13 protein-coding genes are annotated in these 15,231 nt (G+C 70.0%); 10 read left to right on the top strand and 3 right to left on the bottom strand.

Annotation, left to right across the window (positions count from 1 at the left end):
- Positions 1 to 51: 51 nt before the first annotated feature.
- Positions 52 to 1,533, bottom strand: a complete 1,482-nt coding sequence (locus K2224_RS26410; RefSeq protein WP_221908989.1) for a hypothetical protein — start codon at positions 1,531 to 1,533, stop codon at positions 52 to 54.
- Positions 1,534 to 1,842: 309 nt separating this feature from the next.
- On the opposite strand from K2224_RS26410, the gene K2224_RS26405 reads away from it, so the two are divergent.
- A complete protein-coding gene (locus K2224_RS26405) occupies positions 1,843 to 2,817 on the top strand; it encodes a carbohydrate kinase family protein (RefSeq protein WP_221908988.1) in 975 nt (324 codons plus the stop codon).
- A gap of 33 nt (positions 2,818 to 2,850) precedes the next feature.
- On the opposite strand, the gene K2224_RS26400 is transcribed toward K2224_RS26405, so the two are convergent.
- Positions 2,851 to 4,281 carry a cysteine desulfurase/sulfurtransferase TusA family protein gene (locus K2224_RS26400; protein ID WP_221908987.1) on the bottom strand — a complete coding sequence of 477 codons (1,431 nt, stop codon included), beginning with the start codon at positions 4,279 to 4,281 and terminating at the stop codon, positions 2,851 to 2,853.
- Between the two features lie 294 nt (positions 4,282 to 4,575).
- On the opposite strand from K2224_RS26400, the gene coxB reads away from it, so the two are divergent.
- From coxB to K2224_RS26380, 4 genes are all read left to right on the top strand, one after another.
- On the top strand, positions 4,576 to 5,538 hold the full coding sequence (gene coxB / locus K2224_RS26395) for a cytochrome c oxidase subunit II (RefSeq protein ID WP_018539638.1): 963 nt from the start codon (positions 4,576 to 4,578) through the stop codon (positions 5,536 to 5,538).
- Entirely contained in the window at positions 5,535 to 7,265 is a 1,731-nt protein-coding gene (gene ctaD, locus K2224_RS26390) for a cytochrome c oxidase subunit I (protein ID WP_221908986.1), read from the top strand. Before coxB ends, ctaD begins: the two co-directional genes overlap by 4 nt.
- Positions 7,262 to 7,660, top strand: coding sequence for a cytochrome c oxidase subunit 4 (locus K2224_RS26385; RefSeq protein WP_221908985.1), 399 nt, complete (start codon positions 7,262 to 7,264; stop codon positions 7,658 to 7,660). Before ctaD ends, K2224_RS26385 begins: the two co-directional genes overlap by 4 nt.
- Before the next feature lie 130 nt (positions 7,661 to 7,790).
- Positions 7,791 to 9,068: an Ig-like domain-containing protein gene (locus K2224_RS26380; protein WP_260693309.1), complete on the top strand. Its 1,278-nt coding sequence runs from the start codon at positions 7,791 to 7,793 to the stop codon at positions 9,066 to 9,068.
- A 31-nt stretch (positions 9,069 to 9,099) separates the two neighbouring features.
- Here the strand turns inward: K2224_RS26380 and K2224_RS26375 are convergent, their stop codons facing one another.
- Positions 9,100 to 9,513, bottom strand: a complete 414-nt coding sequence (locus tag K2224_RS26375; protein ID WP_221908984.1) for a hypothetical protein — start codon at positions 9,511 to 9,513, stop codon at positions 9,100 to 9,102.
- A gap of 283 nt (positions 9,514 to 9,796) precedes the next feature.
- Between K2224_RS26375 and K2224_RS26370 the strand changes: the two genes are divergently transcribed.
- The 5 genes from K2224_RS26370 (at position 9,797) to trpD (ending at position 15,194) form a co-directional block, all read left to right on the top strand.
- Positions 9,797 to 10,417, top strand: a complete 621-nt coding sequence (locus tag K2224_RS26370) for a heme-copper oxidase subunit III (protein WP_067352482.1) — start codon at positions 9,797 to 9,799, stop codon at positions 10,415 to 10,417.
- 88 nt (positions 10,418 to 10,505) lie between these two features.
- On the top strand, positions 10,506 to 11,315 hold the full coding sequence (locus K2224_RS26365; RefSeq protein ID WP_221908983.1) for a c-type cytochrome: 810 nt from the start codon (positions 10,506 to 10,508) through the stop codon (positions 11,313 to 11,315).
- A complete protein-coding gene (locus tag K2224_RS26360; protein WP_221908982.1) occupies positions 11,312 to 12,355 on the top strand; it encodes a ubiquinol-cytochrome c reductase iron-sulfur subunit in 1,044 nt (347 codons plus the stop codon). The genes K2224_RS26365 and K2224_RS26360 overlap by 4 nt, the downstream gene beginning before the upstream one ends.
- Positions 12,352 to 13,989 carry a ubiquinol-cytochrome c reductase cytochrome b subunit gene (locus K2224_RS26355; RefSeq protein ID WP_221908981.1) on the top strand — a complete coding sequence of 546 codons (1,638 nt, stop codon included), beginning with the start codon at positions 12,352 to 12,354 and terminating at the stop codon, positions 13,987 to 13,989. Before K2224_RS26360 ends, K2224_RS26355 begins: the two co-directional genes overlap by 4 nt.
- A 140-nt stretch (positions 13,990 to 14,129) precedes the next feature.
- Positions 14,130 to 15,194: an anthranilate phosphoribosyltransferase gene (trpD, locus tag K2224_RS26350; RefSeq protein WP_221908980.1), complete on the top strand. Its 1,065-nt coding sequence runs from the start codon at positions 14,130 to 14,132 to the stop codon at positions 15,192 to 15,194.
- Positions 15,195 to 15,231 lie beyond the last annotated feature (37 nt).

Below are 15,231 nucleotides of genomic sequence, written 5' to 3'. Positions count from 1 at the left end.
CCTCGTCGTCTTCCGCGCAGGGCCCCGGGCCGTCACCGGGGCCTCGGGCCGTCACCGCAGCGGCACCGCCTTGCCGGACGTGCCGTCCACGACCTTCCGGCCGTCCAGCGGCTTCTCCAGCGTCACCGTCTTGCTGAAGTCCTTGGCGATCTTCACGCAGATCTGCCCGGGGTGCTGCTCCCTGCCGGTGAGCGAGACCTGCACGGTGTCGGCCGACTCCCGGGCGCTCGCCTCGTAGGTGCTGCACACCCCGCCCCAGAAGTGGACGGTCAGCGTCCGGCCGCCGTCGCCCACCGTGTAGCCGGACAGCGCCATCGCCGTCGTCCCGGGCGCGGACGGCTTCGGCGCCGGCGGCTCGCTGCCCCGCAGGTACTTCGGGTCCACCGCGGTCCCGGCGATCGTCGAGGTGCTGCCCTGCGTGCCCCCGGAACCCGGCGTGCGCAGCGTGTACAGCCAGGACGGCACCAGCACCTCCCCGCCGTGCGAGTACCGCGCGGCGAGCCCGAAGACCGCGCCGGTCACCTCGGAGACCGGCTGCCGGCCGGTCGGCGCCGGCTCGCAGGGCGCGATCCCGCCGCGCTGCGGGGCCTTGCCCTCCTTGTGCTGGAAGGTGGGCGCCGAGGGGCAGTGGGCCAGCGGCCGCATCGTCCGGCCGTCGCCGCCCAGCGTGTTCAGCGTCGTCCGGGCGTCCTGGACGGGGTAGGTCGCCCCCTTGACCGGCTGGGCCAACTCGCCGCTGCCGCCGACCAGTTGACCGTCCGAGCCGACCTGGAGCCGGCTCTGCCAGCCGTAGGTGGGCAGCCCGCCGATCACCGGGTCCGCGGTCACCACCCGCACCGCCGCGTACGTCTGGTGCGTGTCGAGCCGGGCGTCCGGCTGGCCGAGCGCCGCCAGCACCGGCCGGACCGCCTGCCGGGCCGTGGCCTCGGACGCCGGACCGCTGCCGGCGTCCCCGCCCGCGTCGGCCCCGCCGTCCGTGCCGCCGCGGTACGAGGGGCAGCCCGGCCGGTCGTCCACCAGCGGGCACTTGGTCCCGCCCCCGCCGCCGTAGCGGCTGAACACCCAGTTCCCCGCACCGGACTTGGCGACCCGCAGTGTGGTGCCGCGCCCGTCCGGACCCGGCGTGCCGACCGTCCACCAGTTGCCGTCCGACCGCACCGTTCCGGCCACGTCCAGGGACTTCGCCAGTCGCGCCACGGCGGACTGCTCGATTCCGCCCGCCGGTCGGTACACGGGCGCGGACCGCGGGCCCCCGGGAAGGGTGCCCACCACGCGGTAGTGGTCCTGCTGCGGGGCGGGCTCGCCGGCCGCGATCGACGCCGAGTCCAGCGCCAGCGGCGGGGGGCCGCCGTCGGCCGGGCCGGCCGGACCGGCGCCGCCCGACGCCGACGAGGCCCAGTACGCCGCGCCGCCCCCGGCCACCAGTACCGCGCCGGCCACCGACGCGATCACCAGGGGGGTGCGCCGCCCGCGCCGTCCGGTCCGGGCGGCCTGGGGGGTGTCCTGCGTCTCCGGGGTGTCCTCGGTGCTCACGCTTGGCTCCTTCAGCTCCGCCGGTCGTCTGACGTGCCACCCGGCAGGGTGGACGCCGATGGGACGGAACAGGGGCGCGTACGGTTCCCCGCGCGCCGGCCGCCCCGCCGCCCGCCCGGCCTGTGACGGCGCTCACAGACCGGGCCCGCCGGCGGGAGATCGGCCCCCGGCTGGCCGGCGAAACGCCCTATGATGAGGTGTTTTCTTCCCGTGACGAGTGTCCAGGAATGGGCAGATGCCGGGCCTGCCGCCGGGTAGCGTTGCCCTCCGTCCGCCCAACCCCACGCCCTCCGCAGGAGCAGACCCGCCGTGCGTATCGCAGTCTCCGGCTCCATCGCCACCGACCACCTGATGACCTTCCCCGGCCGCTTCGCCGACCAGCTGGTCGCCGACCAGCTGCATACGGTCTCCCTCTCCTTCCTGGTCGACCAGCTCGACGTCCGCCGCGGCGGGGTCGCCCCCAACATCTGCTTCGGCATGGGCCAGCTCGGCATCCGGCCGATCCTGGTCGGCGCCGCCGGCAACGACTTCGAGGAGTACCGCGCCTGGCTCGACCGGCACGGCGTCGACACCCGCTCGGTGCGCATCTCCGAAGTCCTGCACACCGCCCGCTTCGTCTGCACCACCGACGCCGACCACAACCAGATCGGCTCCTTCTACACCGGCGCCATGAGCGAGGCCCGGCAGATCGAACTGCAGGCGGTGGCCGAGCGGGTCGGCGGCCTGGACCTCGTCCTGATCGGCGCGGACGACCCCGAGGCGATGATCCGGCACACCGAGGAGTGCCGCACCCGCGGGATCCCCTTCGCCGCCGACTTCTCCCAGCAGATCGCCCGGATGGACGGCGAGAACATCCGCCTCCTCATGGAGGGCGCCACCTACCTCTTCAACAACGAGTACGAGGCCGGGCTGATCGAGTCCAAGACCGGCTGGACCGCCGAGGAGATCCTCACCAAGGTCGGCACCCGCGTCACCACCCTCGGCTCCGACGGCGTCCGCATCCAGCGGGTCGGTGAGCCGGACATCGAGGTCGGCGTTCCCGAGGAGAAGGCCAAGGCCGACCCGACCGGCGTCGGCGACGCCTTCCGCGCCGGCTTCCTCGCCGGCCTGGCCTGGGGCGTCGGCCTGGAGCGCGCCGCCCAGATCGGCTGCATGCTGGCCACCCTCGTCATCGAGACCGTCGGCACCCAGGAGTACGAGCTGCACCGCAGCCACTTCATGGACCGCTTCACCAAGGCGTACGGCCACGAGGCCGCCGCCGAGGTCCGGCAGCACCTGCTCTGACCTCAAGGCCCCGGCCTTCCGGAGGTCTCGGCCTCAGACGCGGCGCCGCACCACGTACGCGGCGCCGCGCTCGGCCGGCTCCTCGCCCACGTACTCCTGCTCCCGCATCGCGCACCACGCGGGGATGTCCAGCCGCGCCGCCTCGTCGTCGGAGAGCACCGTCACCGTGCCGCCGACCGGCACCTCGCCGATCACCTTCGCCAGCTCGATGACCGGGATCGGGCAGCGCCGGCCGAGCGCGTCCACCACCAGGCCGGGCGCCGCCCCGGCCGCCGCCTCCGGGGCCGCCGCGACCGGTTCGGCCGGCCGGGGCGCGGCCCCCGCCGCCGGCACCCCGAACCGCTCCCGCACCGAACGCACCGCCTCCGGCAGCACCCGGAGGAACCGCTCCACCTCCGCCGCCTCGGTACCGAACGGCAGCGAGACCCGGACGTTCCCCTCCGACAGCACCCCCATCGCGCGCAGCACATGGCTCGGCGTCAGCGTGCTGGACGTGCACGACGAACCGGAGGAGACGGAGAAGCCGGCCCGGTCCAGCTCGTGCAGCAGCGCCTCCCCGTCGACATAGAGGCAGGAGAAGGTGACCAGGTGCGGCAGCCGGCGCACCGGGTCGCCGACCACCTCCACGTCCGGCACCAGCTCCGGCACCCGGGCCCGGATCAGATCCACCAGCCCCCGCAGCCGCGCCGCCTCGTCCGGACCGCTCTCGGCGGCGGCCCGCAGCGCGCGCAGCGCCGCCGCGGCGGCCACCACCCCCGGAAGGTTCCCGAACCCCGGGCTGCGGCCCGACTCCCGTTCGTCCAGCGGCCCCTGGGGCGCGAACCGCGTCCCCTTGCGGACCACCAGCAGCCCCACCCCGGGCGGCCCGCCCCACTTGTGCGCGCTCGCCGTCAGCACCGACCAGGCGCCGGGCACCGGCCCCCACGGCAGCGACTGCGCCGCGTCCACCAGCAGCGGCACCCCGGCCTCCTGGCAGTGTGCGGCCACCTCCTCCACCGGCTGGGCGGTGCCCACCTCGTGGTTGGCGGACTGCAGGCACGCCAGCGCCGCGTCCCCGCCGAGCGCCGCGGCCACCTCCGCGGCCGACACCCGGCCCGTCCGGTCCACCGGAACCTCCGTCACCGTGCCGCCGGCCGCGGTGTGCACCTCGGCGGCGTGCAGTACGGAGGAGTGCTCGACGGCGGAGTGCACCAGGCGCCGCCCGACGCGCCGACGGGCCGCCAGCACGCCGGACATGCCCGAATGCACCGCATGCGTCCCCGAAGGGGTGAACGTCAGCTCGTCGGGCCGGCACCCCACCGCACCGGCGGCCGCCTCCCGCGCCGCGTCCAGCAGCAGCCGGGCCCGCCGCCCCTCGCGGTACAGGCGGGCCGGATCGGCCCACCCCTCGTCGAGCGCGGCGAGCAGGGCCTCCCGCGCGACCGGGTGCAGCGGAGCGGTGGAGGCGGCGTCGAAGTAGGGCACGTACGAGACGGTAGAGCACCGGCCGCCGGGCCGCCGGACGGGTCGCCGGGCGGGCCGTCAGATGCCCGGCGGAGACGGGCGATAGCGGTCCGGACCGGGCGTCCCGAAAGGGCCCGGCCACCCCTTGGGGGTGCGACGCGGCGCGTTGGGCACCCTCCCCGCGCGACCCCAAATAGCGTCCAGTAGGGTTTGGTCCGCATAAACATCCAAACCCCTGCCCGACGCAGGGCGGCGACCGACCAGCGAGTAAGGCCGCAGCCGACCGCGCGGGCGAGACTCTCGGGAAGGCGCTACGTGAGTCCCAACGGCTCCGACCGCTCGTCGCGGCGCCCGATGCGGCGGAAGCTGCCGCAGGTGCTTGCTGCGGGCCTGGTCCTGGCAACCGCGACCGGTTGCACATACAAGGACTTCCCCCGCCTCGGTATGCCGACGCCCGTCACCGACGAGGCGCCGCGGATCCTCTCTCTTTGGCAGGGCTCCTGGGCCGCCGCCCTCGCAACGGGCGTGCTGGTGTGGGGCCTGATCATCTGGAGCGTGATCTTCCACCGCCGCAGCCGGACCAAGGTGGAGGTCCCCGCCCAGACGCGGTACAACATGCCGATCGAGGCGTTGTACACCATCGTCCCGTTCATCATCATCGCGGTGCTGTTCTACTTCACCGCACGTGACGAGAGCGCGCTCCTCAAGACGTCCAAGAAGCCGGACCACGTCGTCAACGTGGTGGGCTTCCAGTGGAGCTGGGCGTTCAACTACCTGGAGAACGTCGACGGCAACCCGAAGACGACGAACATCAACTCTCCGGAGCTCGCCGCGATCCCGGACAAGTGGAAGAAGTCCGCGCCCCAGGGTGCGGACGGCGTCTACGACTACGGCACGCCGGCCACGCGCAACCCGCAGACCGGCAACCCGGGCCCGACGCTGTGGCTGCCGAAGGGCGAGACGGTCCAGTTCGTGCTGACCTCGCGCGACGTCATCCACTCCTTCTGGGTGGTGCCGTTCCTGATGAAGCAGGACGTCATCCCGGGCCACACCAACGTCTTCGAGGTGACCCCCAACAAGGAGGGCACCTTCATGGGCAAGTGCGCCGAGCTCTGCGGCGTCGACCACTCCCGGATGCTCTTCAACGTCAAGGTCGTTTCTCCTGCCAAGTACCGGCAGCACCTGAAGGACCTGGCGGCGAAGGGTCAGACGGGATACCTGCCGGCTGGTATCAAGCAGACCGACCACGCCAGGAATGCGGAGACCAAGAACCAGTGAGCATCCTCAACGAACCTCAGGGTGCCGCCGCCGAATCGGCTCCGGCAGCACCGCCCGCACGCAAGAAGCAACCAGGCATTGCTGCCGTCAAGTGGCTGACCACCACTGACCACAAGACCATCGGCACGATGTACCTGGTCACGTCGTTCGCGTTCTTCTGCATCGGCGGCCTGATGGCGCTCCTCATGCGCGCCGAGCTGGCCCGGCCGGGTACGCAGATCATGTCGAACGAGCAGTTCAACCAGGCGTTCACGATGCACGGCACGATCATGCTGCTGATGTTCGCGACGCCGTTGTTCGCCGGTTTCGCCAACTGGATCATGCCGCTGCAGATCGGCGCGCCCGACGTGGCGTTCCCGCGGCTGAACATGTTCGCCTACTGGCTCTACCTCTTCGGCTCGCTGATCGCGGTCGCCGGCTTCCTCACCCCGCAGGGCGCCGCGGACTTCGGCTGGTTCGCCTACTCGCCGCTCTCGGACGCGGTGCGTTCGCCCGGCGTCGGCGCCGATATGTGGATCATGGGTCTGGCCTTCTCGGGCTTCGGCACGATTCTGGGTTCGGTCAACTTCATCACCACCATCATCTGCATGCGTGCGCCGGGCATGACGATGTTCCGGATGCCGATCTTCGTGTGGAACGTGCTGCTGACCGGTGTGCTGGTCCTGCTGGCCTTCCCGGTTCTGGCGGCCGCGCTGTTCGCGCTGGAGGCGGACCGTAAATTCGGTGCGCATGTCTTCGACGCGGCCAATGGCGGGGCATTGCTCTGGCAACACCTCTTCTGGTTCTTCGGGCATCCGGAGGTGTACATCATCGCGCTGCCGTTCTTCGGCATCATTTCCGAGGTCATTCCGGTCTTCTCCCGGAAGCCGATGTTCGGTTACATCGGTCTGATCGCCGCGACGGTGTCGATCGCGGGTCTTTCGGTGACGGTGTGGGCGCACCACATGTACGTCACCGGTGGCGTGCTGTTGCCGTTCTTCTCCTTCATGACGTTCCTGATCGCGGTGCCGACCGGTGTGAAGTTCTTCAACTGGATCGGCACGATGTGGAAGGGTTCGTTGTCCTTCGAGACGCCGATGCTCTGGGCGATCGGCTTCCTGATCACGTTCACCTTCGGTGGTCTGACGGGTGTGATCCTGGCGTCGCCGCCGATGGACTTCCACATCTCGGACTCGTACTTCGTGGTGGCGCACTTCCATTACGTGGTGTTCGGTACGGTCGTGTTCGCGATGTTCGCCGGTTTCCACTTCTGGTGGCCGAAGTTCACCGGCAAGATGCTGGACGAGCGGCTGGGCAAGATCACGTTCTGGACGCTGTTCATCGGTTTCCACGGCACGTTCCTCGTCCAGCACTGGCTCGGCGCCGAGGGCATGCCCCGCCGTTACGCGGACTACCTCGCCGCCGACGGCTTCACCACGCTGAACACCATCTCCACGATCAGCTCGTTCCTGCTCGGCCTGTCGATCCTGCCGTTCCTCTACAACGTCTGGAAGACCGCCAAGTACGGTCAGAAGGTCGGCGTGGACGACCCGTGGGGCTACGGCCGTTCGCTGGAGTGGGCGACCTCCTGCCCGCCGCCGCGGCACAACTTCCTCACCCTGCCGCGCATTCGCTCCGAATCCCCGGCGTTCGATCTGCACCACCCCGAGATCGCCGCGCTGGACGCGCTGCACAACGGTCACGAGGGTGACAAGGCGCTGGCCGGCGGCAAGGAGGCAGGCAAGTGAAGATCCAGGGCAAGATGTTCATCTGGCTGAGCGTCTTCATCCTCGCCATGGCCGTGGTCTACGGCGTGTGGTCGAAGGAGCCGGCCGGTACCACTGCGCTCTTCCTGGCCTTCGGCCTGTGCATCATGGTCGGCTACTACCTGGCCTTCACGGCCCGGCGGGTCGACGCGGGCGCACAGGACAACGAGGACGCCGAGGTCGCGGACGACGCCGGTGAGCTGGGCTTCTTCAGCCCGCACAGCTGGCAGCCGCTCTTCCTCGGCATCGGCGGCGCGCTCGCCTTCCTGGGCGTCGTCTTCGGCTTCTGGCTGCTGTACTTCTCGCTGCCGGTGATCCTCGCGGCCCTCTTCGGCTGGGTCTTCGAGTACTACCACGGCGAGAACCGCACCCAGTAGCACGCGCCAGCGCGACACCGCGGCGGACACGCCGTACGGTCGGGCCCGGACACTCCAACAGGTGTCCGGGCCCGACCCGTTTGCAGTCATCCAGCGCGCCGCCGAACGGGATGCTTCGTACGTTTGGGGCATGAGTCACAGACCTCGAACCCGGACGGTGCTGAGCTGCGGTCTCCTGCTCGTGCCCCTCGCGGTGAGCACCACCGCGTGCGGGGGCTCGTCGTCGGAACCGCTCTCGGCCAACCCCTACGACGCGTCCGACCAGATATCGGCGAACATCCCGGCGGACGGCAGGCACAAGGCGGACCCCGACAAGCCGCTCGAGGTCTCCCTCAACGGCGACGACGCCCGGATCACGGATGTGACCGCCACCGACGCGGCCGGCCGCCACGTCCGCGGCGAACTGAGCGCCGACGGCCGGCACTGGCGCACCACCGTGCCGCTGGCCGCCGGCACCCGCTACACCGTGCAGGTCAGCACCGAGGAGGAGGACGGCACTCCCGGCAGCAAGACCCTGGTGGTCGACACCAAGGACGCGGACGACCGGCTGACCGTCAAGTTCGGTCCGCAGAGCGGCGTCTACGGCGTCGGCCAGCCGATCACCGCCGAGCTCAGCAAGCCGGTGAACGACCCCCAAGCCCGGGCCGTCGTCGAGAGCGCCCTGAAGGTCGACTCCTCGCCCCGGGTGGAGGGCTCCTGGCACTGGGTGGACGGCAAGAAGCTGCACTTCCGCCCCAAGGACTACTGGCCCGCGCACACCACTGTCGCCGTCCACAGCAACCTCGACGGCCTGAAGATCGCCGGCGGGCTCTACGGCGGCCCGGCCAAGCCGGTCCGGCTCACCACCGGCGACCGGCTGGAGGCCGTCACCGACGCCGCCGCGCACCGGATGACCGTGCTGCGCAACGGCAAGGCGATCAACACCATCCCGGTCACCACCGGCAAACCCGGCTTCTCCACCCGCAACGGCGTCAAGGTCGTGCTCGGCAAGGAGAGCTTCGTCCGGATGCGCAGCACCACCGTCGGCATCGCCGCCGGGAGTTCGGACTCCTACGACCTGCCGGTCTACTGGGCGACCCGGGTCACCTGGAGCGGCGAGTACGTGCACGCCGCGCCCTGGTCGGTCGGCTCCCAGGGTGCCGCCAACGTCAGCCACGGCTGCACCGGCATGTCCACGGGCAACGCCCAGTGGTTCTTCAACACCGTGCGGGTCGGCGACATCGTCAAGGTCGTCAACAGCGGCGGCGCCACCATGACTCCGTTCGACAACGGCTTCGGCGACTGGAACATGCCCTGGAAGGACTGGCGCGCCGGCAGCGCGCTCAGGAACAAGGCCCCCGCGACCACAGGCGCGGCCGAGCGGGAGCAGGATCCCGCCGCCGACGCCCGGCTGCGCCCGCAGGTCTGAGGGCCGCTCAGCGCCCCCGTGAGGGCCTCGCTCAGGCCGGCACCGCGTCCTGGGCGAGCGGCCGCCGGCGCAGCAGCGCGGCGAGCGCCTCGGCGAACGCCACCGGGTCCAGCGGATGGGTCACCGCGGCGTCCGCGCGGCTCCAGGTGGCCAGCCAGGCGTCCTGCGGGCGGCCGATCAGCAGCAGCACCGGCGGGCACCGGAAGACCTCGTCCTTGATCTGCCGGCAGACACCCATACCGCCCGCCGGCGCGGTCTCGCCGTCCAGCACGCACACATCGATCCCGCCCTGCTCCAGGGCCTCCAGGACGGCCGGGGCGGTGGCGCACTCCAGGATCTCGATCTGCGGGGCGTCGGGGGCCGGACGGCGTCCGGCCGCCAGCCGGACCTGCTCGCGGGTGTTGGCGTTGTCGCTGTAGACCAGCACCGTGGCAGTCGCCTGCATCGTTCCTCCACCTTTGTCGCGGCACGTTCGTAGCGGCACGGTTCCGGATCAAACCGTTGCGCGATGCTACTCCCGGACAGGGCCCCGGCAGGAGGGGCCGTACGGCCCCCGAATGTGGCCGACGGCCCGTCAGGACCGGCCTTCCCAGGGGCCGCGGGCGGCTCCGGAGTACGCGCGTCCCTCCATCGGGCGACCATCGCGACCGCCCGAACGAGCAGCGCATATGGCCTTGACACACCGAACGGCACCCCCCGGAGTGAGGGCGGGATAAGCGACCGACATAATGTCGGTCGTGGCGACAGCAACGACAGTAGAAACCGGGCACGCGCACCCGTCGGTCAATCGGCCGAACCTCACCAGCGTCGGAACCATCATCTGGCTGAGTTCCGAGCTGATGTTCTTCGCGGCCCTCTTCGCGATGTACTTCACCCTTCGATCGGTGACGGGCGAGGCGTATTGGAAGGAATCCGCCGATGCGCTGAATCTTCCGTTCTCCGCGACCAACACCACGATCCTGGTGCTCAGCTCCCTGACGTGTCAGCTCGGCGTTTTCGCGGCCGAGCGCGGCGACGTCAAGAAGCTGCGCGCGTGGTTCGTGGTCACCTTCATCATGGGTGCGATCTTCATCGGCGGTCAGGTCTTCGAGTACACGGAGCTGGTCAAGCACGAGGGCCTCTCGCTCTCGTCCGGCCCCTACGGCTCGGTGTTCTACCTGACCACCGGTTTCCACGGACTGCACGTGACGGGCGGTCTGATCGCCTTCCTGCTGGTCCTGGGCAGGACGTACGCGGCCAAGAGGTTCACCCACACGCAGGCCACCGCGGCCATCGTCGTGTCCTACTACTGGCACTTCGTCGATGTCGTCTGGATCGGCCTCTTCGCCACGATCTACCTGATTCGGTAACAGGTCCGACCGGAATCGGACCGGAACCGCATATCGGACAGACATAGCCAAAGCATCGACGCAGAAGATCCTGACACCGGGGTAATCCGTGAAAAAGCTCTCCGCACGACGGCGCCATCCGCTGGCGGCGCTCGTCGTCCTACTCTTCGCGCTGGCGGTCACTGGGGGGCTGTACGCCGCGTTCGCGCCGGCGGACAAGGCTCAAGCCGATGACACCGCCCAGTCTCTTGCCATCAAGGAGGGCAAGAAGCTCTTCGCCGTGGGCTGTGCAAGCTGCCACGGCACCGGCGGTCAGGGCACCTCCGACGGCCCGAGCCTGGTCGGCGTGGGCGCCGCCGCCGTCGACTTCCAGGTGGGCACCGGCCGCATGCCGGCCCAGCAGCCCGGCGCCCAGGTGCCGCGGAAGCGGAACATCTACAGCAACGCCCAGATCGACCAGCTCGCGGCCTACGTCGCGTCGCTGGGCCCGGGCCCGTCCGTGCCCGACAAGTCGCAGTACAGCGCGGACGGCGCCGACGTCGCCAAGGGCGGCGAGCTGTTCCGCACCAACTGCGCGCAGTGCCACAACTTCACCGGTAAGGGCGGCGCCCTCACCAACGGCAAGTTCGCACCGACGCTCGAGGGCGTGGACCCCAAGCACATCTACGAGGCCATGCAGACCGGCCCGCAGAACATGCCCTCCTTCGGTGACGGCACGCTGAGCCCGCAGAACAAGAAGGACATCGTCGCGTACCTCGGTGCCGTCAACGGCGACAAGACCGCGAGCCCCGGCGGTATGGAACTCGGTGGTCTGGGCCCGGTGACCGAAGGTCTCTTCGGCTACATCTTCGGCCTGGGCGCGTGTGTCGCGGTCGCCATCTGGGTCGCAGCCCGGACTACGAAGGCCAAGAAGTCATGAGTGAGACAGAAGAAAACCTTCCCAGTGAGCGGGAGACGGCTCACGAGGGCACGGTGGGGAAGGCGGACAACCCCTTCGCCGACCCCGGGCTGCCGCCCCACGAGCACCGCATCCAGGACATCGACGAGCGGGCCGCCAAGCGCTCCGAGCGCACCGTCGCCCTCCTCTTCCTGGTCTCCATGCTCGCCACCGTCGCGTTCATCGCGTCGTACGTGGCCATCCCGATCGACAAGATCGTCTACATCTTCCCGCTGGGCCACATCAGCGGCCTGAACTTCGCGCTCGGTCTGACGCTGGGCGTGGCGCTCTTCTGCATCGGCGCCGGCGCGGTCCACTGGGCCCGCACGCTGATGTCGGACGAGGAGGTCGCCGACGAGCGGCACCCGATCGAGGCCACTCCCGAGGTCAAGGCCAAGGTTCTGGCCGACTTCGCGGAGGGCGCCAAGGAGTCGCAGTTCGGTCGGCGGAAGCTGATCCGCAACACGATGTTCGGCGCGCTGGCCCTGGTGCCGCTCTCCGGCGTCGTCCTGCTGCGCGACCTCGGCCCGCTGCCCGAGAAGAAGCTGCGGACCACCGGCTGGAAGAAGGGCATCCGCCTGGTCAACCAGTCGACGAACCTCCCGCTGCGTCCCGAGGACATCGCGGTCGGCTCCCTCACGTTCGCCAAGCCCGAGGGCCTGGAGGAGAGCGACGAGGACTTCGCCAACAAGATCGCCAAGGACGCCCTGATGCTCGTGCGGATCCAGCCGCAGAACATCAAGGACAAGCAGGAACTCGCCTGGTCGCACGAGGGCATCGTGGCCTACTCGAAGATCTGCACCCACGTGGGTTGCCCGATCAGCCTGTACGAGCAGCAGACGCACCATGTGCTCTGCCCCTGCCACCAGTCGACCTTCGACCTTTCCGACGGCGGTCGCGTCATCTTCGGTCCGGCCGGTCACGCCCTGCCGCAGCTGCACATCACGGTGAAGGACGGCTACCTCGAAGCCGTCAGCGACTTCGCGGAGCCCGTCGGCCCGAGCTTCTGGGAGCGCGGATGAGTAACGAGACAACCGCGACCACTGCGCGCCGTGGCCAGGCGCCACGGGGTGAGCGGATCGCCGACTGGGCCGACGGCCGGCTGGGCATCTACAGCCTGGCCAAGGCCAACATGCGCAAGATCTTCCCGGACCACTGGTCCTTCATGCTGGGCGAGGTCGCGCTCTACAGCTTCGTCATCATCATCCTGACCGGTGTCTACCTGACGCTGTTCTTCCACCCGAGCATGGCCGAGGTCACCTACCACGGCTCCTACGTGCCGATGCACGGGATCAAGATGACCCAGGCGTTCGAGTCGACGCTGAACATCAGCTTCGACGTGCGCGGTGGCCTGCTGATCCGGCAGATCCACCACTGGGCGGCGCTGGTCTTCCTGGCCGCGATGATGGTCCACATGATGCGGGTGTTCTTCACCGGTGCGTTCCGCAAGCCGCGTGAGGTCAACTGGCTGTTCGGCTTCCTGCTGTTCGTCCTGGGCATGTTCACCGGCTTCACCGGCTACTCGCTCCCGGACGACCTGCTCTCCGGCACCGGCGTCCGCTTCATCGAGGGCGTCATCCTGGCGATGCCGCTGATCGGCTCGTACCTGCAGATGTTCATCTTCGGCGGCGAGTTCCCCGGTCACGACATCATCCCGCGGTTCTTCACGGTCCACGTGCTGCTGCTGCCGGGCATCATGCTGGGCCTGCTGGTGGCGCACCTGATCCTGGTCTTCTACCACAAGCACACGCAGTTCCCGGGTGCCGGCAAGACCAACAACAACGTGGTCGGCATGCCGCTGCTGCCGGTCTACATGGCCAAGGCCGGAGGCTTCTTCTTCCTGGTCTTCGGTGTGATCTCGGTGATCGCCGCGGTCGCCAGCATCAACCCCGTGTGGGCCATCGGCCCGTACCGGCCGGACCAGGTGTCCACCGGTGCGCAGCCGGACTGGTACATGGGCTTCGCCGAGGGCCTGGTGCGTGTCATGCCGGGCTGGGAGTGGAACTTCTGGGGCCACACCATCAACTTCGGTGTGCTGATCCCGATCCTGGTCTTCCCGCTGGTCCTGATCGCCATCGCGGTCTACCCGTTCATCGAGTCCTGGGTCCGCGGCGACAAGCGCGAGCACCACATCCTGGACCGCCCGCGCAACGTGCCCAACCGCACCGGCTTCGGTGTGGCCTGGCTCGTCGCCTACTTCGTGATGCTGATCGGTGGCGGCAACGACCTGTGGGCCACCCACTTCCACCTGTCGATCAACTCGATCACCTGGTTCGTCCGGATCGCGTTCTTCGTCGGGCCGGTGCTGGCCTTCATCGCCACCAAGCGGATCTGCCTGGGTCTCCAGCGCCGCGACAAGGACAAGGTGCTGCACGGACGCGAGTCCGGCATCATCAAGCGCCTGCCGCACGGTGAGTTCATCGAGGTCCACGAGCCGCTCGACCAGGAGCAGCTGCACGTCCTCACCCAGCACGAGCAGCCCGAGCCGTTCGAGCTCGGTCCCGAGGTCGACGAGAACGGTGTCCGGCGCAAGTTCAAGCGCTCGCAGAAGCTGCGCGCCAAGCTCTCCAAGAGCTACTACGGCGAGGACAACGTCATCCCCAAGCCGACCGTCGAGGAGTACAAGGAGATCACCAGCGGCCACGGCCACCACTGATCCCCGCGGGCGCGGCGACGCGCACCGCTGGTAGTACGCCACCCAGAGGGCCCCGTCCACGTAGAGGACGGGGCCCTCCGGCATGCCCGTGTGTCGATAAGGTGACGGCACAGGCAGGAGACGAACCAGGAGCGTGGACCATGAACGTCGTGACCCCGGCAGGCGGCGGCAACGTGGCGGACCGCTCCTGGCCGGCCGTACTCAACACCCTCCTCGGCGGCCGGGACCTCACCGCCGACGACACCGCCTGGGTCATGGACCGGATCATGCGCGGCGAGGCCACCGACGCCCAGATCGCCGGCTTCGCGGTGGCACTGCGGGCCAAGGGCGAGACGGTCGCGGAGATCTCCGGCCTGGTCCGGACGATGTACGCGCACGCCAGCCTGATCGAGGTGCCCGGCCCCAGCGTCGACATCGTCGGCACCGGCGGTGACGGCGCGAACACCGTCAACATCTCCACCATGTCGGCCATCGTGGTCGCCGGCACCGGCGCCAAGGTCGTCAAGCACGGCAGCCGCGCCGCGTCCTCGGCCAGCGGCGCCACGGACGTCCTGGAGAAGCTGGGGATCAATCTGGACCTGTCGCCGCGGCGGGTGGTGGAGGTCGCGGAGGAGGCCGGGATCACCTTCTGCTTCGCCGCCAAGTTCCACCCCGCGCTGCGGCATGTGGCGGCCGCCCGCGGCCAGTTGGGCATCCGGACGACCTTCAACGTCCTGGGCCCGCTGACCAACCCGGCCCGGGTCAGGGCCCAGGCAACCGGCGTCGCCGACGCCCGGATGGCGCCGATCCTGGCCGGCGTGCTGGCCGAGCGCGGCTCCTCGGCCCTGGTCTTCCGCGGTGACGACGGCCTGGACGAGCTGACCACCACCGCCACCTCCCGGGTGTGGGTGGTGCGGGACGGCGCGGTCCACGAGGAGCCCTTCGACCCGCGGGACGTCGGCATCGAACTCGTCCCGGTGACGGCACTGCGCGGCGGCGACGCGTCGTACAACGCGGAGGTGGCCCGGCGGCTGCTGGACGGCGAGACCGGCCCGGTGCGGGACGCGGTGCTGCTGAACGCGGCGGCCGCGCTGGCCGCGCTGGAGCCCTCCGACGCCCCGCTGACCGACCGGATCCGGGACGGCCTGCGCAAGGCCGCCGAGGCGATCGACTCGGGCGCGGCCCGGCGGACGCTGGACCGCTGGGTGGCAGCCAGCAACGCCTGACGCACGCCGGATGTGACGCGGCTCCCGGTCCGGAATG

It is taken from the genome of Streptomyces sp. BHT-5-2 (assembly GCF_019774615.1).
Taxonomy (GTDB): domain Bacteria; phylum Actinomycetota; class Actinomycetes; order Streptomycetales; family Streptomycetaceae; genus Streptomyces.
Note: the sequence above shows the minus strand (reverse complement) of the source record. Positions and strands in the feature narration are given on the sequence as shown.

Coding starts and splice junctions, on each gene's coding strand:
- K2224_RS26380 (WP_260693309.1), top strand. CDS start 7,791: ATGAGTCACAGACCTCGAACCCGGACGGTGCTGAGCTGCGGTCTCCTG.
- K2224_RS26375 (WP_221908984.1), bottom strand. CDS start 9,513: ATGCAGGCGACTGCCACGGTGCTGGTCTACAGCGACAACGCCAACACC.
- K2224_RS26370 (WP_067352482.1), top strand. CDS start 9,797: ATGTCGGTCGTGGCGACAGCAACGACAGTAGAAACCGGGCACGCGCAC.
- K2224_RS26360 (WP_221908982.1), top strand. CDS start 11,312: ATGAGTGAGACAGAAGAAAACCTTCCCAGTGAGCGGGAGACGGCTCAC.
- K2224_RS26355 (WP_221908981.1), top strand. CDS start 12,352: ATGAGTAACGAGACAACCGCGACCACTGCGCGCCGTGGCCAGGCGCCA.
- trpD (WP_221908980.1), top strand. CDS start 14,130: ATGAACGTCGTGACCCCGGCAGGCGGCGGCAACGTGGCGGACCGCTCC.